This is a genomic window from Streptomyces sp. HUAS MG56 (assembly GCF_058673395.1).
This window is the reverse complement of the sequence record NZ_CM178722.1, coordinates 9,903,255-9,924,589: the sequence shown is the minus strand read 5'-3', so window position 1 is coordinate 9,924,589 and position 21,335 is coordinate 9,903,255. Positions and strand designations below refer to the sequence as shown.

Here is a 21,335-nt window from a genome sequence, read left to right as displayed (position 1 = left end):
GGCGCCCCGGTCAGCACGGCACGGCGGCGAGCACGTGGTCGACGTAGCCGGGATCACCGCTTCCCTGCGGCCGCGCGGTGGCCGGCACCCGCTCCCACCTGGCGGTCCCCTTGTTGCTGCCGGCCGGCACGTCCACCACCAGTCCCCCGCCGGCGTCCAGCACGACCCGGAACTCGTGCAGCGGAAGTCCGAAGGCGTCCTGCCCGGCCCAGCCGTTAAAGCCGCGGATGGCGTCCAGTTCGAGCTGTCCGAGCTGCGCGGGAGCCACCGCGAAGCCGCTGGAGGTGAAGGCGGGCACGGTGACCTGCACAGGAGGCAGTCCGTGGGCGGTCCTGGCCGCGTTGAACGCCGTCACCAGGGCCTGGAAGCTGTGCGTCGCCTGCACCCGGGCCGGGTAGCCGCGAGCCTGGGTCAGCTTGCTGGTGAACTGTCCGATTCCCGCGGTGACGTTGGCCCGCCAGCTCCACACCTGGTCGTCGGTGGGCCTGGGGTTGGTGAGCTGCATGACGCCCACCCCGCCGGCGTTGTCAGCGCTGAACAGCGGGCAGCCGGAGGTGCCTCCGTCCGCCTGGGCGTCGAACTGCCGGCAGCCCGACTCGTGGCGGGCGATGCGCCGCAGCACGTCGTGGGGCAGCGCCGCGTGCAGGGTCGCGGCCGGCGGGTTGGTGCCCACGATGGACAGCTGCTGCGAGCGCGCGGTCAGCAGGCGGCCGCCGACCGTCGCCTGGACCTGGATGGCAAGGCGTCCGCCACGTACCAGGGGGAAGGCGATCGTCAGCGGGGTGCCGTGCGTGGTCTGCGTGATGGCCGGCGGGTTGATGGTCCGGTGCGGTCCGTGCCGGCAGGCGCTGGCGTCGAAGGAGATCTGGACCGTCCAGTGGAAGTCGGTGGCGGGGGTCGGATCGGGGGTCACTCCGGTGACCCGGGCCTCGGCTACGACGGTCGGCATCTGTGCGTTTCCGGTGATTGCGAAGGTCTGGCCCGCTGTCGGGCGCTGCAGGACCAGGGTGGGCGTCGGGTGCGGGCCGCCGGTGGGACGCGGACCGCCACTCGGCCGAGGGCCGCCGCTGGGATGCGGACCGCCACTGGGCGTGACCGCCAGTTCCAAAGGCAGCGCGCGGGCGGGAAACTCCGACACGTAGGGCCAGTCAAGGGCGAAGCGGCGGGCGTACCAGAACTCGTCCCGGCTACGGCTCCCGTGCAGGTAGGCCCGCTCTTGCTCGGCGCTGACCTTCGCCCGGTCGAAGGTAAGCCAGGCACGCGCCCACAGGCTCTCCGGTAGGTCCTCGGACACCTCCGGATGGCGTTGCGCGGTGGCTTCCAGCCACTGCCGCCAGGTGCCTTCGGTGTAGTTCTTGCGCGCCATTCTCAGCTGGTTGGCCAGGAAGTGCTCCGGCGGTACGTCGTAGTTGTCGAAGGACTGGCGGAACCGGTGTCCGATGGTGGCCTCCGGATCGTGCAGGATCGGATGACCCATGAGCCAGCACTTGAGGCCGAAATCAAGATCCTCGACTCCCCAGAACAGCATGTCCCGATCCATCCCCCACAATTTTTCGTACAGCTGACGGCTGATCGCGAACGCACATCCGATCAGGCTCGGGGACTCGTACAGCCTGCGCCGCCCCAAGGTGACGGCCGTCATGTCCGACAGGTCCAGCCAGCCGCAGTCGAGTGTGCCCAGATCCAATCGGTAGCCGTGACCGGCCTGCAGCGGGTCGTTGATCCATCGCTCGGCGTCCAGATTCAACAGGCGCGGCGTGGCCACCGCCTGCCCGTCGGTGCGCTCTACATCCTCGACCAGGCGCCGCAGCGAGCCTGGCTCTGGCTTGGTGTGACCGTCGAGGAACACCAGCACGTCTCCGCGTGCGGCGTCGGCTCCCATCGCCTTGGTCGGCGAGGCCCCGCGGCGCCGTGCGCTGTGCACGGTCCGGACGACCGGAAGACTCCGCTCGACCTCAGCCACGGAGTCGTCGTCCGACGCGTCGTTCGCCACGACGATTTCGGCGTATAGATCTTCCAGCACCTGAATACAGGATCGGACGGTGCGGAAAAGCGCGGGGCCCTCGTTGTGAGCAGAAATCACCAGGCTCGTGTGCATGATTCCCCCATGCGCCGAACTGCCGTCTTCAGTGTGCGACTACCGTCTGTGCCTGAGTCATCGAGGCAGGTGACCGCCGGCCGGTGGTACCGGGGCTAGGAACCGTCCAGGTGGACGTAACTTCAACGTACCGGCGAGGCTTGCGTTTGTCGCGCTGTACCGGGCTGCTGCGCGCACGCGAGACGACGGTGGGAATCGTCGCCGTCGGGGCGGAACGGGGAGCGGCTGCCAAGACAGTTGCGCGGGGCCAGGGTTAACCTGGTGCGGCATCACGCTTCGGTCACGTACCGCTGACCAGCACGCTCACCGAAATGCCGATCTCCGTCATTGCCTCGGCGTACTGCGCTGGCTACAGGATCGGAGCTTCTTCCTCATCCCGTTTCTAGAAGGTAACTGTTCATCAGCTTGGTGCCGGCCGCTGAAGCTTGACGCTGAGGTTTGCGATATCCGGCGCCTCGGCGGCCGGTTCTGCCGAGAGGCTGGAACCTGGCTCTGCCGAGATTGGAGCCTGCGTGAAATGGACTGTTCGACCCATCGTGTCGCCGTTTTCGGCGCGGGCTACATGGGACTGGTGACCGGGGCGTGCCTGGCGGACCTGGGCCACCGAGTGGTGGTGCGCGACATCGACCCCGATCGGATCGACCTGGTGTGTCGCGCTGCGGTCCCGTTCCACGAGCCTGGGCTGGGTGAGCTGATCACCCGCAACGCCGAACGGCTGTCGTTCACCCTGGACGCGGCCAAGGCGCTGGCCATGGCTGAGGTCGCCTACGTGTGCGTGGACACCCCACCGGGTCCGGCCGGGGACGCGGACCTGTCGCGCGTGTGGTCGGTGGTGGACGATCTCAAAACGGCCAGCCGCCTGAGGGCGGTGGCGGTCAAAAGCACCGTGCCGATCGGCACCGGCGAGCGGGTCCGGCAGGTACTGGCTACCGCCGGGCTCGCGCACGTCGGCTACGCCGCGAACCCGGAGTTCACGGCTGAGGGCCGAGCGGTCAACGACTTCCTGCACCCGGACCGGGTGGTCATCGGGGCGGACGACCAGGCCACGTTCGAGCTGATCGCCGACCTGCACCGGGGTGTCGAGGGGCCGATCGTGCGGATGGACGTGCGCTCGGCCGAGCTGGCGAAGCTCACCAGCAACGCCCTGCTGATGACAAAGATCAGCTTCGCGAACGAGATCGCGACCGTGTGCGAGTTGACCGGCGCAGACGTGCGGCTGGTGATGGAGGCGGTCGGCCTGGACCACAGGATTGGCTCGCACTTCCTGGGCGCTGGCCTGGGGTGGGGCGGCTCATGCTTCCCCAAGGACGGGCTCGCGTTGAAATCGCTCGCCAACGACAACGGCCACCACCTGCAGCTACTGAACGCGGTCATCGAGGTCAACAACCTTCAGCCGCGCCGGGCAATCCAGCGCCTGAAGGCCCTGATCGGGACCCTCAGCGGCAAGCGGATCGCGCTGCTCGGTGTGGCGTTCAAGGCGGGCACCGATGACATGCGCGAGGCCCCGAGTATCGTGATCGCCTCCCGCCTGCTGGCCGAAGGCGCCGAGGTGCACTGCTGGGATCCGCTGGCCCGCATCACCGAAGCGGAGCCCTGGCAGGCCGCCACCCGGCACGAGAGCGCTCTGGCGGCGCTGGAGGGCGCGGACGCGGCGATCATCGTCACCGAGTGGCCCGAGCTGAAGGAACTGCCCTGGCAGGAAGCCGCCCACACGATGTGCCGCCCGGTGCTCTTCGACGGCCGCAACCTGCTGGACCCGGCGCGGATGCGCGAGGCCGGTTTCACCTACCTGTCAGTCGGCCGTCCCTGACCGAGACTCAATATCGCCACACCACGTCGGCGTCCAGCTGAGCGCGCTGGGCGATGAGGCTCTCGCGCAGCGCGACCTCCTCGGCAGAGAGCGGGTCGCCGTGACGGCAGATACGCACTCGCACCAGGCGCCGCTACTCCACCAACCACCAGGTCATCATCGACGCCAACACCCGGCTGGTCGTAGCGGCCGGACGGCCCGTGCCCGGCAACCGTCACGACGCCCGCCCACGCCTACCGGGAATCCGGCGTGGACCGTGCTGTGAAGAAGGCGCTCGTACTCGGCGACGGCGGCTATCGCGGCACCCCTGCGCTCATCCCGCGCTGGCCGCGCAAAGACCGACCACCCACACCTGAGCAGCAGGCCGACAACACTGTCCAACGCCAAGCAAGGGCCGGTGTCGCAGACGCCTTCCCCCGGATGAAAACCTACAAGATCCTCCGCGACCGTCGACTACGCGGCGACGGCGTTCACCAAGCCGTCCTCGGCGTGGCCCGACTGCACAACCTGACCCTCGCCGGGTAAGCATCCATCTCGGCCCAAATCCAGCCCGGCCATGACCCAACACAGACTTACGGGATGTCGTCTATTTAGTGCTGCAAATCGTCCGGCACCGGAACGGCTCCCCGACCATCGGGCACAGTAACGATCATCATGACTTTTCCCCTGGACGGCCGACGGAAAGCAGATAAGCACCCGTCAGCTCATGTGAAAATTCACCGACTTAGGAATCCCGGCTCGGCCCTGCCCGCGATACCACGCCGATGGAGCTCTATGCCAAATTCCCTTCCGTCGCGCTCAGCCGTCTGCCCGCATTGCACATCTCCCGGACCGAGAAGCGGACCAGGGACGCAGGCGCCACAAGGGCTTACTACGCTACCGAACTCTCCCAGCAGCAGGAAATTCACAGGCCCCAATACTCGACTTACCGAATAATCCCGGCAGCGAGAGCAACTCCCCTTGGCTGGGTCTTTATTCAAGGTCGATGCCCAAACGTCCTCCTCTCGCTACCGGGTCTCGCCTTACTGTACCTTTCCCCCTCCTCCTCGAACTCCTCTTCCGCCTGATCACCCTCTGGGACTTTCCATTGACCGAAATTCACCTTCGCTCTGGGATTCATCCTGGGCCTGCCAGAAAGCGGCGAGTTCACCCTCCTGGTGGGTCATCGACAAAGTGATGCGTGGTAGAAGAAAGGGAATGGACCTTCGACTCCCGCGTAGGCTGGGCGGCGCCCTGGCATGGCTGAGGCGCGAGTATCACGCTCGGTACTTCCCACTGGTGATGCTGCAGTCCTGCCTGGCGGCGGGCTTGGCTTTGATGACCCTGGCCTGGTCGCTCTACTTCGTCTTCGCGGTCGCGCTGGCTGCGTTCAAGCCGGTCGCCTGGCTGGCGGCCCTCGAAAAGAGGTGCCAGGACAACGCGCTCTCCTGCTCCTTCGCCTCCGGGTTCCTGGCACCGATCCTCTCCCTGGCGCTGGCCTATGCGTTCTTTGTTATCTGGCGGGTGCGCACGGTCCGGCGGCCGATGATGACCAGAGCTCGGCAGTGCCCGGAGGACCTGGTGGAGACCGCTGGGCGGCTCACCCCTCCGGTGGTCGGCCGGGACGACTTGTGTCAGGTACTCGCGGACAGCCTGCACGACCCCGATTTGCGCCGGCCACACCTGCTGGTGGGCGGGGTGGGCGCGGGGAAGACCGCCGTGTTGGTTCAGCTGACCAAGCTGCTCGCGGACCGCGGCGCGGTCCCTGTGCCGCTCCGGCTGCGGGACGTCCAGGAGCCGGAAGCATTGGACTTCCGGAAGCTGGCCTACCACCGGTTCATCTCGCAGGTCCAGCCCAGGCTGTACTCGGACGGCGAGGGGGAGAAGGTGTGGCGGCGGCTGTGCCGCGACGATCTGGTGGTGGTACTTGCCGACGGTCTGGAGGAGTGCCTGCAGAGCGGTGACGTCAACAACCGCGACAACGTCATCCGGCTTGCAGTCCGCCGGGCCTGCGAAAACGACCTCCCGCTGGTCATCACCGCCCGGCCGCATGAGGCATTACGTACCGTAGCGGCCGTCACCATGGAGCTGGAACCGCTGAGTGAGCAGGCCGCGCTGGACTACCTCGCCGGCTCCGGGGCGAGCGGGGAGGACCAACGCAGGCTGGACTGGGTCGTGACCACGGCCGAGGTCACCGAGTCACCGATCTACCTGCGGATCGCCAGCACCTTGCACCGCGTCGGCCTGGACCGGACCGGTTCCCGGTGGGTGGAGCACCCGCTGGACACCCGGCACGCCGACCGGGCCCGGTTGCGGTGGCAACTGCTGGACACCTGGCGGCAGGCCCTAGTCGCCGGCCACCTGTTCCCCGAGGCGCAGCTGGACGCCCAGCAGCGCGCCCGGGCGATGGCGACGCTGTCCGCGCTGGCTTGTGTCGGGCTGCGTAAGGACACCCTGGACGTCGGCTTCAGCGACTTCCTCGGCCCAGTACCGGAGCCGCCGAGCCGTACCGCGCCGCCAAGCCCGTACCACGTGCTCAGGAAGTGGCTGGAGAAGGAACTGGGCCGCACCGTGTCGAGCTCCGACCTGCTGGCGGCTGCGGCGGTGGGCGAGCAGTTGGAGCTCGTGGAGGTGCATCCGCGTGGCATCCGCTTCCAGCACAGCATCGTTCAGGCCTTCCTGGGCTCGCTGGTGCTGCCCGAAGTGCTGGCCGATTCGGAGGACTACCTGAGCCAGGACCTCAACGATCCGCTGTGCCAGGACGACCCCGGGCGGGAGTTTCTGATCGCCGCCGTGCTGGCTTCACGGGCCGACCCGCCGCGCCGACTCGATGGCCAGGCCATGGTCCAGCGTCTGCTGGGTCGTGCTGACAGCTGCGATGAGGCTCGAGCGATCAAACTCGTCGACGCCTTCGCAGCCGCCTTCGAGATCGACTGCAGCACCGCTGACCCGAAGATCGGGCAGATCGCGGAGCGGCTCAATGAGCGATGGGACAATGTCGCGGCAGCCAGCGACCAGCGGAGCTTGGAGTCGGCCAAGTTGCGCTTGGTGGGGTGCTTCGGCGCAGCGGCCCGGGCGTTGTCCGAGCGTTCGGTCCGCGAGGGCGACCGTCGACTGGGAGAAAAGGTCCGCTCGGCCTACCGGCAGCTGTACACGATCGGCTGTAAGGAGCGGTGCTACCAGGTCCGCTTCACCATCGCCCAGGAGCTCGGCGCGGGCGGGGCGGACGCCCGCGCAGAACTCCTGCCGGAGCTCTGTGAGGCCTGGACGGCCGGGACGGAGGTGCTCACCAGCAGCACCGAGCAGCAGTGGAACGGGCTTGTCATCTGCGCATGGGTGACTCCGCTGCTGGTGGGACCGACGCCGGGGGAACCCCCGGATTCTTGGCGGCAGCTGGCGGGGTGGCTGCAGGGGTGGGGACGGTCCGACCGCGGACTGCTGTGCCGCACTGCCTCCTTCGAGATCGCCTTGGCACAGGGCTTCAAGTTCGCGGCGAACCGAGGCCCGTCGCATCCGGACGCCCCGAAGTGGGCCCGTGCGGTGCTGGCCGAGGCAGCCCTGGGGATGCTGAAGCACAGCCGGTTCTGGTTCACCCAGCTGACCCTGCTGCAGGCGCTGGCGCTGTGGACACTGTCCGAGACCGGGCGGCATCATGCGAGCCAGGGACACGGCTCGCACCCGGCGGACACCGTGCGCCAGTGGTGCGAGCTGATCAACGAACACGGTGTGCCGGGCCGCAACGAGTTGCACCCGTTCGTCGCCCGCGCCGCCAGCCTGGCAGTACGGGCGATGGACGAGGGCGCACCCGAGCAGTTCCTGTGGATCGACGAGGCCGGGGTGCTCAGTAAGGTGGGTTCCCGGGCGAACGTGCCGATCGAGCGGCGCGGACTGTGGATCCCCCGCTCGACCGGCTGGGTGGCGCTGGTCCCTGAAGCCCGGCAGTTGGTCGCCGACGTGATCCTGCTGCTTACCCTCGCAGACCGCGGCACCGCGCCGGACGAACGCGAGCGCCACCTCCAGAGGACGGCCCGCAGCGACCTGCCGCCCTGTCTGGGTGTCGACCGCAGCACGCTCAACCTGCGGCTGACGGTCGGCGGGGCCGACACCCCGCTGCCAGGGGACGCCTGCGCCGACTCCTGCGAGTTCCGCCTGTGCCCGTACCCGCCGAAGGGCACCGCCGGCATTCGAGCCGAGCTGACCGAGGCGTTCAGCCGTCAGCAGCGGGTGCACCGTCCGGGCGGCCGCCCGGCGTCCGTCGCCTACAGCGGCATCCGCGCATTCTGGCAGGAGATGATCAGCCGTGCCCGCGGCCTGCCACGCCGGGACTGACCCCCGCCACCGCAGCATGGCACCTGATTGCCTACGCCTCGAAAGCAGACATAAGCGCCGGTGACCGCGGTCATGGAGAGCTCGCCGGACACATGGGGATCCGCCTGGGTGCGCGCCAGCCGCAGCAGTGCCAACGAGCGCCTTCCAGGCTCCCCCGCACGCCCCTGTGGGCTGTTTGTTGCTTCTGTCCCACTGGACAGGTCTGGTGTCGGAGTGAAAAAATCCAGGAAAAGGGATAAAAGGGACTTCAGTAGCGGCCTCGCGGCAGGGTCAAGCTGACAGCGACCCGATGGGCGCGTTCTAGGTTCAACGCAGCGCGCCGCAGGCTTGCGCAAGGCGCGGTCCACCGGGACATGTGGTCGGCTTGGCGCGGCGGTATTCGCTGGTGCCCAAGCGACGCATGGCGACAAACAGCACGGCAGCGCGACCTGTGGCAGGGCTGAAGACTTCCCGCTTCAAGGACGACACCCGGCATCACCTGGCCCTCCCGCCCTCGACAGGCTGTCGACCTACTGAGGACTGCCGCAGTGGAGGGCGTCGCCATCTCATCAAGATCGATCCCACGTCCCGCCCGAGAGCGCGGGCCGGAGGCGCCGCCGGAAGTCAAAGATCTACCAGCAGTTCACTCACCATGTGGGGAGTAATGATGGCTCGCGTAGCAGGAAAGCTCGGAAAGCTCCTTCCTCAGTTCCCGGTTGCTCTAAAGGAACTGACGGTCTACGCAAGGACTCCGCTGCCCGATCCGCCGCCCTCTGTGGACTGGGAGGGCAAGGTCAGCAACTGGCCGATGGACGGCAACAACCAGTACGGCGACTGCACGATGGCCGCAGCAGCCCACATGATCCAGTCTTGGGAGGCCCAGACCGGGACGAACGACCTGGTGCCCACCGAGCAGCAGGTCGTGGACGAGTACTTCAAGCTCACCAGGGGCAATGACAGCGGCCTGGTCGAGGCTCACGTCCTCAAGGCCTGGCAGCGTGCCGGTCTGTGGGACAACCGGGTGGTCGCCTACGCGCCGGTCAACGTCCATGAGCTGACCGCCCTCAAGCAGGCCATCTACCTGTTCGGTGGCGCCTACGCCGGAATCCAGGTGCCCGCAAACGCGCAGCAGCAGTTCGCCGATCGCAAGCCCTGGACACTGGATGCCGGCTGGCAGGAACAGCCGATCGTGGGCGGGCACGCCATCCCGCTGCTGGGCTACGACGCCAACTGGCTCTACGCGATCACCTGGGGCGCGGTGCAGCCCGTCGCCTGGAGCTGGTGGTCCACCTATGCGGATGAGGCCTGGGCCATCATTTCCCAGGAGTTCAAAGAAGCAGGCGAGGTCAACGGCATCGACCTGGCAGCCCTCGAGGCGGACCTCCAGCTCGTCTGAATCCACTTCTTTCGCCGGAGTGCGTACGCCGTGCCGAAGGCGGCGGTCACCACATCGACATCCACATCGTCGATGCCGTCGAACACGAGCGAGTACCAGAACGTTGCGTCGGCCTGCATGACCAGCACCGTCACCGGCTACGGCCGACCGTGGCGGGGTCAACAGCAGACCTGATGGAGCGTCACTCCCGCCCGTCAGATGGTGGGGCGTACGCGGTCTCATGCGGATCCGATCCCTCGCAATCGAACACCGAGATGACTCTCCGCGACCGCTCCCCAAGATCTGTGCCAGAACCGACTTAGAAGTGCTTACAAACACAGCAGGGCCCCGGGGGGAAGGAGAACCATCCGGGGCCAGTCGTCTGCCGTGGCTAGTGCCGCATCAAGCAACGTTCGCCCTGTGGCGTATCTGAATGAGGAGTCTGGTCAGGCTCGCCTCACCGAACAAACTCTCGCCTCCTCGGGCTCCGGTGGGAAGACCTCGACCTCGGCGGCGGCACCGCCAGCATCCGCCGCACCCTCCAGCGAACGCGGAGCGGCGGCCTGGCCGGTCTACCGACCAAGACCATCAGCTCCGAGCGGCGCATCGTCCTGCCGGCCTCCTGCGTCACCTCCCTTCGCGCGCACCGCAAGCGTCAGGTCGGGGAGCGAGACCGGGCTGGCATGGGTTGGCAGGACAGCGGGTTCGTCTTCACGCGCCCGGACGGGCACCCGATCGAACCCGCCACCCTCACCCGGCACTTCAACGCGCTGTTCCACGAGGCGAACCTGCGGCCGATCCGGTTCCACGACCTCCGCCACTCGACCGCGACGCTGCTCCTAGAGCAAGGCGTCGAGCTCGCCGTCATCAAGGAGCTCCTGGGCCACGCCCACATCGGGGTGACCGCAACGGTCTATGCGCACGTCCGCCTCCGCCTCCAGCGCCAGGCCATCGACCTCCTCGGCCACCTCACCAAGCCCACCGCCGAGGGCAGCGAGGGCGACGATCCGCCGACTTGTGCAGCAGCCGTCCGCTGACGTTGCCGTCAACTACTGCCGTCAGACACTGCAGAGGCCCCACCAGAAACAAAATCCGGCGGGGCCTCTGACCGTTTCCCAGACGATTGAGTTGGCTTCTACAGTTGGGCCTCCAAGGCCGAACCAGGGAACGCAAGCCAAGCGGGATTCAATTCATCCTTCGCTGATAACCGTAGGACGCACGCCGCTGATGAGATTGTCCATAGCCTGTGGCATTCGGCCAAAACTGGCGACCCACGTTTCGATCAGATAGATCTCGCTCTGCTCGTCAATGCCGAGGAAGTATCGACCCATATCAAGGACTCCGATTGGGAAGAGCGACTTCCCAATCTCTTCGCCCCATTCGAGGAACCTGTCCTCTTCGCCGGAGCACAGAAGCGGGTCAAGTTCGAAAGGCTCACGCGCCCGATTGACTCCGGGGCCCGAGATGTCGACCACAAGGCCGCCAAATTCGGCCAAGAAGGCCCGAGCCGCATCGTGGGCGACCACCCCAGCCACCCCCAGGGCAGCCACCCACGACGACGTATCTACCTGCCTTCCTGCGTGCCATCCAGCATCGCGGAGGACTGTCCGCGACTCAGGCGAAAGATCGTTCACTACCCTATCCCCTCAAACGTGATATCGAATGCGTCTTCGAGGGCTACGCAACTATCACATGGCCCGACAGACATTCCATGCATTGGATTATCGGTCGAACTTCGCACGATAACCGCCGCAGCACGAGATCCGGCTGGGTTGAATCCATCGCCCAGAGCATCCGATACGCACACTGCCAGCCCGCATCTTCCATGACCAACGCCTCGTTCGCCCTCAGGAATATCATCCAGAATGGCTTGAACGTCGGGGTGAAGCTCGGGAGCCACACCACGAATGCTAGGACTCGAATAGATCTGACCCCCCGGCAGCTGAAGAGCCTCTGCCACTGCCGGTCTCGCCTTACCCGGCGTGATTGTCGATGCCGTATCAGCCGCCGCTCGTGCAGCTCCCAGTACCGGGCAACTATCCGGACCATTGGAATTGTGGACCAAGATCGGGATGCCGCCCGCCACCACATAGTACGTGTGGAGTTGCTGGACAGTGAGGTTCCAGCAGTTTTCCGCACCGGGGGTGGCGCGGGTAGCGGTGACGTAGACATGGCCATCGGCGGCAGTGTTGAGGGCATCCCCGTGGTGGAGCTGGCCAGCGGGGACCCAGCTGTGGGTGGTGTCGTCCCAGAAGGGGTGGTTGGCGGTGGTGTGAAGGGTGGCGGTGTGGCCGTCCTTGGTGTGGATCGTGACGTCGAGCAGGTCGTGGTCGTGGTTGATCCACACGTGCTGGACGGTGCGGGGGCCTCGGTGTTTGCCGGTTGTCGGGTCGCCGGCTTCTACCTTGTCGCCGGGTTTGACCGTAGCGATTGCCTTGGTCTTACCGTGTGCCAGCAACACGCGGGTGGACGGGCTGAAGCTGCAGCCACCCTCGCCGGTGCCGGAGGCCCCGGTGTCGGGTCGGCTGGGAGTTGCGGCGGTTGCTGTCGCTTCTTCCGTGGTCTCGCTGACGACGTTCTTGACCTCGGCCGCGGCCGCAAGGCCGTCCTGGGTGTCGCGGGCACCGGCCAGGGCGGAGACGGCTGCCTCGGGGGCATCGTCGCCTCCGCTGGCAGCAAACTCCAGCAGGACGGTCGTGGCTTCGCCGGCCCTGTACGCATCCGTGTTGGTGTGCGCGTGCACGGTGTGCGCCACCACGTTGCGTGGCTGTACGTACGTCGGCGGGCCCCCGCTGCCCGGGGCCATGCCATTCCCCACATCATGGGGGAGGTTGGCCATCGCCCAGCCGGGGTTGAGTTGCTCAATTTGGTTGATGAACTTGTCGAGCACGCCGGCAATGAAGTCGCGGAGAGTTCCCGACGTCGGCGGCCCGTTTTCCGCCATCTGCTGGGCGTCGACGACATCGCAGCCGAACTTCGACCCGACGTTGCAGGTTGGGGCAGCGGACGGAGCCGCTGTGGTGCCTCCGCTGGAGGTCGTGGTGCCGCCGCTTCCTCCCCCGCTGGTGGTTGGAGAGTCGTCCGTTCCGCCGACTGAGCCGTGTTTGGGGCAGGCCGGGTCGTCCCCCTCGCCGCAGGCCAGGCGCAGGCCGGTGGGGTCGCTGCCGGTGCTGGGGTTGTCGGCGGCGTAGGAGTAGCCGCTCATCTGGTTGGGGTCGCCGGCCTCCATCAGGGGGTCGGCGGTGAGGAAACGGCCCTGGACGGGGTCGTAGTTGCGGGCGCCGAGCAGGTCGAGGCCGGTGGTGGGGTCGGCGGGTTTGCCGAGGTAGCCGTGGTTGTCGGCCCAGGTTGTCGGCTGGGGGCCGCGGGGGTTGCCGTAGGGGTCGAAGTAGCGGCGGGTGACCGCCAGATTGGACACGGCAAGGTTTTCCGTCGCCGTTCCCTGAGCGTTGGAGACGTCGTAGGTGAGCGTGCCGTCGGAGGAGCGTACTTCGGTGATGCCGTCCGGGCCGGGGTAGTACCGCTGTCCCGTGACTGTTCCCGCGCCGGTGCTGAGGGTGAGTTGTTCGGCGCCTCCGAAGAGGTAGAGGATCTTGCTGGTGGGTGTGGTCTGCAGCAGCAGGCTGCCGCCGGCGTCGTAGAGGTAGCCGGTGGTCTGGTCCTTGCCGCCGGACGGGGTGGTCACCGAGGCCGTGCGGCCCTCGGCGTCGTAGGAGAAGGACTGCGCGGCGCCGGGCAGAACGGTGCCCGCCGTCAGGTTCGTCCAGCGCTGCGCCGACGTTCCGTTGCAGGTCCAGATCTGCAGCTGCGTGCCGTTGGTGGTCGAGGACGACGGATCGTCCAGGCACTTGCCGGAGGCGGTGTTGACCAGCGAGCCGTTCGCACCCGCCTTCCACTGCTGGCCGGCGGCGCCGTTGCAGGTGTACAGGTCGGTCTTGGTGCCGTTGGTGGTCCCGTTGCCCGATGCGTCGAGGCACTTGCCCAGTACGCGCACGGTGCCGTCGGTGCCGATCGTCCACTGCTGCGCGCCGGAGCCGTTGCAGGTCCAGAGGTCGATCTTGTTGCCGTCGGTGGTGCCGGAGGAGGAGTCGTCGACGCACAGCTTCGTGCCCGAGCGGGTCATGCCGGAGACGAGCGGGCCCGAGGTGGTGACGGTACGGGTGTGGGTGTTGCCGGCGTTGTCGTAGGCCGGCGTCATCGTCGCCGTGCCGCCCGGCCCGGTGGTGGTGATCTTGGTGGCGGCGTTCGCCAGGGTGGCCGCGGACGTGCCGTTGCCCGGGTAGGTCGCCGTCTGGGTGACGTCGTTCGCGGTGTTGCCGGAGGTGTCGTGCTGCACCTGCTGGGTGCGGTCGCCCAGCGCGTTGTAGGTGTACGACTGCCAGTACGGGGCCGGGCCGCCGACGGTCGAGGCCGCCGGGGTGGCGGTCGTACATCCTCCGGTGCTGCCGACCCCGGACGAGGTCACACCTGCCGTGTCGGTCCAGGCCGTCGTCAGCCGGTTCAGGTGGTCGTAGGTGAAGCACTGGGTGTCCGTGGTGCCGCCGGACTGGGCGTTGGAGACGGCGGTGATGTCCCCTGCCTGGTTGTAGCGGTAGTCGGTGATGTCCAGTGCGGAGGTGGCGCTGGTCTGCAGGTTGACCTTGGACTGGGTGACGCGGCCCGTGGCGCCGTCGTAGGAGAACTGCGGCTCGACCTGTTCGCCGTACAGCCCCCACCGGGTGTCGGTCACCTGGCCGAGCGGGGTGTAGTCGGTGGTGTCGAGGTAGGTGTTCTTGCCGCCGAATCCGTCGAGCAGGCCCTGCAGGTCGTAGCCGTAGCCGACGGTCTCGGAGGGAAGGCCGCCGTCCGCGCTGTAGTCGGTCTCGGAGAGCAGCCCCATGATCGGGCTGTAGTGGTACGTGACGGTGTAGGTGTTGGAGTTGCTGCCGGTGCCGTTGCTGGGGAACCCGGTTGACGTCGGGATCGTGGTGGAGGCGCCGGTGGGCCGGTAGTCGGTGGTGTAGCCGGTGACGGCCTGGGTGTAGGCGTCTCCGCTCGTGCCGCCGACGTAGCGGGTCGAGGAGGTGGGGTATCCCTTGGCCAGGGTGTCGTAGCTGAAGGACGCGAGTTCCTTGGCCGGGTCCGGGGTCGCGGACCAGGCGCCGGAGTACTCGGCGGTCTTACGGTCCAGGGCGTCGAAGGTGTACGAGAGGGTCTGGCCGCGTGCGTCGGTGGTCTGCTGCAGGTTGCCGAGATTGTCGTACTTGTCGAACGTCGAGGTGCCGGTGTCGGGGTCGGTCTGCTTGGTCTCCTGCCCCAGCAGGTCGTAGCTGTAGCTCCAGTTGTTGCCCGCGTTATCGCTCATCGTGGCGACCTGACCGGCGGGTGTGTAGGTATAGCTGGTGACCACCGCGTCGGAGGCCTTGCCGGTCGGCGTGGCCGTGTCGTTGTACGCCCAGGTTGCGGTGGTCTGGCCGATGCCGTTAGTGAAGGACGAGGTCGCCGTGCCCCCCGATGCGGGAGTGGTGTCGGTGCGCTCGACGCCCGGGTACGCGATGGTGGACTGCCACTGCTGCGCACCCATGGACCACAGCTGGGTCGCGGTCGTGCGTCCCTGACCGTCGTGGACGGTGACCTGCTGCGAGGGCACCTGGTTGTCGGCGGCGACCCACATGGTGGTCGTCGGGGAGGTGCTGCTCTCGTAGTAGGAACCGTTGGCCTTCCGTGCCCAGCCGTGGCTGTCGTAGAAGGTGTCGGAAATCAGCCGCCCGGCCTGGTTTTTGGCTGTGGTGGACTGCGTCTGGCGCAGCTGCAGCATGCCGTCGTAGATGGCGATGGCGGTGTTGTAGGTGCCGTCGTCGCGCAGGGTGTTGGTGGTGACGGTGGCGGGTGCGGTGCCGTTGACGGCGTAGGTGAAGGTTCTGCTGGCGCTGTCCGAGGTGGAGCGCCCGGGCAGCCACAGCGCGGTGCGGCGTCCGAGTGCGTCGTAGGCGATGGTGGTGGTGCGGCCGTTGGGGTCCGTGCTGGTCGTGGTCAGGCCGCGCAGCGGGTCCATGGCCGACGTCGTGGACCAGTTCCGTGGGTTGGTGGTGACGACCTGGGTAGGGAGTTGCCCGGTGGTGGGGGTGAAGGTGGTCTTGGTGGTGTTGCCGGCCGCGTCCTGGACCTGGGTGGCGCGCCCGTAGGTGTCGTAGGCGGTCGCCTGCGTCGTGCGGTAGGCGGGGGTTGCGCCGCTGTAGCCCGTGATGACCTGGGTGGCGGTCAGGTCGCCGGTGGTGCTCAGGTGGCCGAATGTTCCGGGGTTGGCGACGGTGCCGTCGCCATCGTAGAACAGCAGCTTGTCGGAGATGGTGGTGCTCGTACCCGGTGTGGTGCCGCAGGGGCCGGCGACGGCGAGGATCTCGTCCGGGTAGGAGCGCATCATCGGGTTGCCGCCGGGCGGGGTGGCGTAGCTGGTGGTGGCGCACTTCTCCTGGGAGGCCACGCTGACGTCGCCCTTGGCGGATGTCGGTGACGTGGCCGGCCAGTACCCACTTACAGGACGCCACAACGGAGCCGAGGAGTCGGCCCACGGCATCGCTCTCGGCTGGACGGTTGCCCGGCGCAACGAGCACAGCGACGCAGCCTCGGTTACCACTTGGAGCGGACAGTACCTTCCGGGTGAAGAGCAGATCTTCACCACCTGGCTACTTACCAGGTCAACGGATACTGGGGACACCTGGAAGGCCACAATGGTCGGACAGGACAACTTCACACGTCAGAGGCCCACCGCTGAGGACGGGTCTGCTGGGAGGCCGACCGCCCGGCCAGCCTCCGGCACGCTGAAGCCGCCGATCAAGGCTGTGGGCAGGTAGTGCAGTTTGGGAGCCATACGCGCCATTGGGCCCGCCCCACCGGCACCCCCGGGCCATCGGTGAAGTCCTGGAGCTAGTCCAACTCGTCGAGCCGGCGTCGCACCTCAGCTGCTTCGTGCCGCAGGTGTGACCACATGCTTCTCTCCAATTCCGTCGGCAGAGGCGGAGGAGGCGTTAGCCCGTGGGCAACCCAGTTGCGGAGGATGCGTGCTACCCCTGCCCCACCGAGCCTCCTAATCTCCCTCTCTGTCAGCGGAGGCGGGGCAGGCAGGGAGGTCAACTCTGCGGCCGTGAGCGGCTGTGGATCAAAGGACCTCAGCAAAGTGGGCCTCGCCTCAGGCAGCGACGTGCTGACGAGAACGCGAGTCTCCCACGCACACCCAGCTACACCGATGGCTGACCGGTGGTCACTGAGGTTTTCTCAGCGACCTTGTGATGGGCTCTCTCAGCCGACAATGCGAGATGTGGCGAGGTCGGCGAGGATCTGATCCACGGTTTGGTGGGGTGTCTGGTTCGACGTGTCCAGCCAGAGCCCGCGGCGCGGGGTGTCCTGGCGTAGTGCGTCGTCGAGGATGTCGACCGTCCAGGGGCCACCGTAGCCGTTCTTGTGGCGGCCGGCCTCACGCGTTGCGACTGCTTCCGGGCGGGGGGCAAGGACGACCAGATACAGGGGCCTCGTCGTCACGGCGTCAAGGTAGGCGTCCAGGTGCTCGCCGAGAACAACGTCTTGGACGACGACCGTCCATCCCGCCTGCGCGTACAGGTCTGCGACCGCAGCGGATGCCTGGTAGCGCAGTCGCAGCTGCGCCCTTGCCTCAGCGGTCGGCTGGGGCGTGAACTCCTCGCGACCGGACACGATCATCCGCCGGAAGCCGTCGCCGCGCAGGTGCACAGAGCGAGGGAGCCGCTCGGCCAGCAGCTGGGCGATGGTGGACTTTCCGGACGCCATGACGCCCGTGACGAGCACGACCGCGGAACTGAGCTCCTGCACTGTTGGCCCCTGTTGTGGTGCACCTGAGTCGGAACTGCCGTGAAGCCCCTGGTAGGACAGGTCTCACCACAAGATCATGTCCGTAACCACCGGAGGCTTCACGTTGGTCACCTATGTTGCCACGCTCGATGTCCCCCGCCAGGTCGTGGACTACCTCGCCCGGTTGCTGGCCGCGCACCGTCGCCGGATCGGCACTCCGCGGGGCTCGCGGGCGCTCGGGCCGTTCCGGCAGGCTGTGCTGGTGTTGCGCTGGTTCCGGGAGCGCGGCTGCGTGCACTGCTTGGCGCGCGACGCCGGGATCTCGCAGGCCACCGGCTACCGCTACCTGCACGAGGGCATCGACGTCCTCGCCGACCAGGCCCCCGACCTGCACGACGTCCTGACGCGCTGCCAGGAGGAGGGAATGACGCACGTGATCCTGGACGGCACCCTGATCAAGTCGGACCGCGTCCTGGGCGAGCGTGAGAACGGCAATGACCTGTGGTTCAGCCAGAAGCACAAGGCGTTCGGCGGCAACGTTCAGTTCCTGTCCGCCCCGGACGGCACCCCGCTGTGGGTCTCCGAGGTTGAGCCCGGATCGACCCCCGACATCACCGCGGCCCGGATCCACGTCCTGCCCGCCCTCTACAAAGCGGCTACCCGGGGCCTGCCGACCCTGGCCGACAAGAGCTACATCGGGGCGGGCATCGGCATACGCATCCCCGTCCGCCGCCCGAAGGGCCGCTCCGAGACAGCGCTCCACATCGACATCCGGATGACGAACGCCCTGATCAGGCACGTCCGAGCCCTGGGCGAACGTGCCGCTGCCGAGCTCAAGGAACGCTGGCGTGCGCTCAAGCGCATCACACTCAGCCCCTGCCGCATCGGCGACATCACACGCGCTGCACTTGCCCTCAACCAGCGTTGGAAGTGATCTTCATAGAGAAAACCTCACTCGCTCGCAGTGGGCGTTGGCCCTCGGCGCGCGGACCGGTGTCTTGATGATCTCGATATCCTCGTCGTGAAACACCGCGTCGAAGGCCTCGGTGTATTTGCTGTCGCGGTCTCGGATCAAGAAGCGCAGCGGGTCCATGCTCGCGCCGAGTTCTGCGGCCAGGTTGCGGGCTTGCCGGGTGGCCCAGGCAGCGGTCGGGTGTGCAGTGACGCCGGCGATGTGCAGGCGCCGAGTGTGGTGTTCGAGGAAGACCAGGGCGTACAGCCGGCGCAGGCCGATGGTGTCAATGTGGAGGAAGTCGCAGGCCATCACACCGGCTGCCTGGGCGGAGAGGAACTCGCGCCAGATGGGGCCAGCGCGGCGCGGGGCCGGATCGATGCCCGCCACGTGCAGGATCTCCCAGACGGTCGAGGCGGCGATCGGGTGTCCGAGCCGGACCGGTTCGCCCTGGATCCGGCGGTGTCCCCATCGGCTGTTGTCCCGGGCGAGGCGCAGCACGAGATTCTTCGGGGCCGCATGGGTGGGCGGCCGTCCCGGCCCACGGCGTCGCCCGGAGTAGTCCCAGCGGCGGGCGATGAGCCTGCGGTGCCAGGCCAGAAGCGTGCTGGGCGTGACCGGGAAGACCTCGGCCCAGTGGCGGCGCGAGATCAGCGAGGACAGGGCCACGAACCAGAGGCGGTCCGCAGACCCGTACCGTATTGGTCTTTGCAGCCGGCGCCGTAGCACGGCGTTCTCGTGCCGCAGGACCAGCAGTTCCGCCTCCTTCGCGCTCTGGCGCCGCAGCAGCACCGCCGGAACAGACAGAAGATGCCGAGTGACCTGGCACACGAGCGACACGATCACTTGAGCATGGCCGCAGACCAACACCCCGGGGCGTGGCGCTTTGACCAGCAGCGATGAATATCCGAGCCCGACACCACCTCGCCGAGCCTGTATGGAAGACCACGGACACCCCAGTTCCGGCGCGGTCAGGTCCACGAGCCCGCGGGGGCACTGGAGCGTCCGGGGCGACAGGGACGGCGACCGGCCGGACCGACCCCCGGCGACGGGCCTGGGCTGCCGGCTGCGCCCCAGGTCCATCATGGAGTGCAGGACGTGGACCGGCGCAGTCCGTCGGGACTGATGCGGCGGTCCCCCACCGTTATGCGTGCGGTTTCTCCGAGAGCGTCCTGGTGAAGTGTGTGACGGGGCGTTCCAGGGGTTCGCCGTCGACGCTGATGTCGACGGCCTCGTTGTAGAAGGCGAGGAGTCCCTTGATCGGGCCGACTGCGGGCAGCGGGTCCGGGTAGCTCCATACGACGTTCGCCGGGATGTCGGACTCGCCGCGCCAGGACCAGTACTCCGCCGTGCCCTTGTAGGGGCAGCCGGTGTTCTGTCCGGTGGGCTCGAGCAGGTCGAGGCGGACGTCCTCGCGCGGGATGTAGTAGCGCGTGGGCAGGCCGGTCTCGAACAGCAGCACGGGGCGGTGGGTGTCCGCGACGACCGTGCCGTCGATCTCGACCACAAGGTGGCGGCTGCTCGGGATGGCGTCCACCCGTTTGTGCGGGTCACGGGGATGGACGAAGATCTCTTCCTCCTCCTCGTACCAGTGGTCGAGGCCCCGGCCGGTGCGCCGGAACCATTCGAAGGCGATGTGGTCGGCGAGGTCGGCGGCCGGGAAGGTCCAGGCGGCGTTCTCCAGCAGGTCGCCGTCGGCTTCGAGGTCGTAGAAGATCCGTGAGCCGGTGTGCGTACCGGTCGGGGGGTTCTTTGCGGGGCGGAGCAGGTCCTCGCGGACCTCGGTGCGCGGGAAGGCGTACAGCGGGACGGGGACACCCGGCTCCCAGACCAGGACGGGGTGCCGGCTGTCGACGACCGTCACCTCGCCCTTGCGGCCGCGTACCCAGCGCTCGCTGGGCTCCCACAGAAGGCCTTCCGGGGTGGTCCGCACGGCCTGTGCGGTGGGGAACGTGGTCATGAGCGGCTCTCCTCCGGCTGGCTCACGCGGTGACTTCCGCGACATAGGGGCGGTTCTCGCGCCAGGCCGCGAGCTGCTCGGGGCGGCCGAACACGCGCAGGTACTCCTCGACGTTACCGCTGGCTCGTTCCCACACCGAGACGGGTTCGAAGTCGGAGCCGTCCGGGTCGGCGAACTCGGGCAGCGGCGCGACGAGCGTGTCCAGGCTCGGGTGGACGAAGACCGCAGAAGAGCGCCGGGTCACCGAGCCACCGGCCACCACACGGTGCCGCCCGGGGCGCAGCCGGCCCTCCGTCCAGTTGGTCAGCAGGGTGCCAGTGAACACCTGGAGGGCATCCGGCCGAATCGGTACGGGGTCCCAGGTGCCGTCGGGACGCTGGCCCTGCAGGCCCGCGTAGTCGCCCTCCTGATGGAGCACCGTGAGCACGGAACCGTCGGCGTGTTCCAGGAGGAGGAGCTTCTCCTCGTCCGACGCGCCCTCGTGCGGCCACTTGGGGTAGTTGTTGACGACCACCGTCGTGTAGACGTCCTCGCCGAGCGGGAAGGCCTGCGCGGGGACGTCCAGCACGCGCGCGTACAGGCCGAGGACGCGGCGGGCGACGTCCACGAAGGCGTCGTGATAGCGCTGGGTGGCCGCGCGCAGCCCGGGCTCCTGCGGCGGCCACACGTTCGCGTGCTCGTAGAGGGTGGCGTGTTCGGCGGACACCCCGGCGGCCCTGGCCGCGTCCGTGTCGTCGTACTGGGCGATGCTGAACCGTTCGAGCTCCAGGCGTCCGAAGTCGTCCGGCCACTGCCGCCAGCCGCGGTAGGGGTGTCCGGTCGGACTGGCCAGTCGCTCCTTCTCCGCGCGCGGCAGGTCGAGGACGCGGCGGAAGCCGTCGTCGAAGCCGGCGATCACCTCGGTGGGCACACCGTGGTTGACCACCTGGATGATGCCGATGGTCTCGGCGGCGGTGCGCACGGTGGCGAGCAGGTCCTCGGGGGCGTCGGCGGCGAGGGCGGCGGCGAGATCGATGACGGGGATGTCGTCCGGCATTGCTCAGGCTCCTT

Annotated in this window: 11 protein-coding genes and 3 pseudogenes; 7 read left to right on the top strand and 7 right to left on the bottom strand. The window is 67.8% G+C overall.

The window, feature by feature from the left end:
• Positions 1 to 10 precede the first annotated feature (10 nt).
• Entirely contained in the window at positions 11 to 2,098 is a 2,088-nt protein-coding gene (locus tag AC4OXY_RS45285; protein WP_491992669.1) for a glycosyltransferase, read from the bottom strand.
• A 517-nt stretch (positions 2,099 to 2,615) separates the two neighbouring features.
• Here AC4OXY_RS45285 and AC4OXY_RS45280 point away from each other — a divergent pair.
• From AC4OXY_RS45280 to AC4OXY_RS45260, 5 genes and pseudogenes are all read left to right on the top strand, one after another.
• On the top strand, positions 2,616 to 3,908 hold the full coding sequence (locus AC4OXY_RS45280; RefSeq protein ID WP_491992668.1) for a UDP-glucose dehydrogenase family protein: 1,293 nt from the start codon (positions 2,616 to 2,618) through the stop codon (positions 3,906 to 3,908).
• Positions 3,909 to 4,039: 131 nt separating this feature from the next.
• A pseudogene (locus tag AC4OXY_RS45275) lies at positions 4,040 to 4,433 on the top strand (transposase family protein); the annotation flags it as partial.
• Positions 4,434 to 5,189: 756 nt separating this feature from the next.
• Positions 5,190 to 8,216 carry an NACHT domain-containing protein gene (locus AC4OXY_RS45270; RefSeq protein WP_491992667.1) on the top strand — a complete coding sequence of 1,009 codons (3,027 nt, stop codon included), beginning with the start codon at positions 5,190 to 5,192 and terminating at the stop codon, positions 8,214 to 8,216.
• Positions 8,217 to 8,862: 646 nt separating this feature from the next.
• A complete protein-coding gene (locus AC4OXY_RS45265) occupies positions 8,863 to 9,591 on the top strand; it encodes a hypothetical protein (protein WP_491992666.1) in 729 nt (242 codons plus the stop codon).
• A gap of 455 nt (positions 9,592 to 10,046) precedes the next feature.
• Positions 10,047 to 10,607: pseudogene (locus AC4OXY_RS45260) on the top strand (site-specific integrase); the annotation flags it as partial.
• Positions 10,608 to 10,760: 153 nt separating this feature from the next.
• On the opposite strand, the gene AC4OXY_RS45255 reads toward AC4OXY_RS45260, so the two are convergent.
• Entirely contained in the window at positions 10,761 to 11,204 is a 444-nt protein-coding gene (locus tag AC4OXY_RS45255; protein ID WP_352357987.1) for an SUKH-3 domain-containing protein, read from the bottom strand.
• Positions 11,204 to 16,033, bottom strand: coding sequence for a ricin-type beta-trefoil lectin domain protein (locus AC4OXY_RS45250; protein ID WP_491992665.1), 4,830 nt, complete (start codon positions 16,031 to 16,033; stop codon positions 11,204 to 11,206). The genes AC4OXY_RS45255 and AC4OXY_RS45250 overlap by 1 nt, the downstream gene beginning before the upstream one ends.
• Between AC4OXY_RS45250 and AC4OXY_RS45245 the strand changes: the two genes are divergently transcribed.
• Complete coding sequence (locus AC4OXY_RS45245) at positions 16,005 to 16,403, top strand: avidin/streptavidin family protein (protein WP_491992664.1); 399 nt, start codon at positions 16,005 to 16,007, stop codon at positions 16,401 to 16,403. The genes AC4OXY_RS45250 and AC4OXY_RS45245 overlap by 29 nt on opposite strands.
• A 445-nt stretch (positions 16,404 to 16,848) precedes the next feature.
• Here the strand turns inward: AC4OXY_RS45245 and AC4OXY_RS45240 are convergent, their stop codons facing one another.
• The gene (locus AC4OXY_RS45240) at positions 16,849 to 17,394 is read right to left on the bottom strand and encodes an AAA family ATPase (protein ID WP_491992663.1); all 546 of its coding nucleotides are present in this window, start codon (positions 17,392 to 17,394) and stop codon (positions 16,849 to 16,851) included.
• Positions 17,395 to 17,497: 103 nt separating this feature from the next.
• On the opposite strand from AC4OXY_RS45240, the gene AC4OXY_RS45235 reads away from it, so the two are divergent.
• Positions 17,498 to 18,307 (top strand): transposase family protein, encoded by an 810-nt coding sequence (locus tag AC4OXY_RS45235; RefSeq protein WP_491994741.1) that lies wholly within the window; start codon positions 17,498 to 17,500, stop codon positions 18,305 to 18,307.
• A gap of 18 nt (positions 18,308 to 18,325) precedes the next feature.
• Here AC4OXY_RS45235 and AC4OXY_RS45230 read toward each other — a convergent pair.
• The 3 genes and pseudogenes from AC4OXY_RS45230 to AC4OXY_RS45220 form a co-directional block, all read right to left on the bottom strand.
• Positions 18,326 to 19,171 (bottom strand): annotated as a pseudogene (locus AC4OXY_RS45230) (transposase family protein); the annotation flags it as partial.
• A gap of 298 nt (positions 19,172 to 19,469) precedes the next feature.
• The gene (locus AC4OXY_RS45225) at positions 19,470 to 20,285 is read right to left on the bottom strand and encodes a DUF427 domain-containing protein (RefSeq protein WP_491992662.1); all 816 of its coding nucleotides are present in this window, start codon (positions 20,283 to 20,285) and stop codon (positions 19,470 to 19,472) included.
• A 22-nt stretch (positions 20,286 to 20,307) separates the two neighbouring features.
• On the bottom strand, positions 20,308 to 21,321 hold the full coding sequence (locus AC4OXY_RS45220) for a 2-oxoglutarate and iron-dependent oxygenase domain-containing protein (RefSeq protein ID WP_491992661.1): 1,014 nt from the start codon (positions 21,319 to 21,321) through the stop codon (positions 20,308 to 20,310).
• Between the last annotated feature and the right edge of the window lie 14 nt (positions 21,322 to 21,335).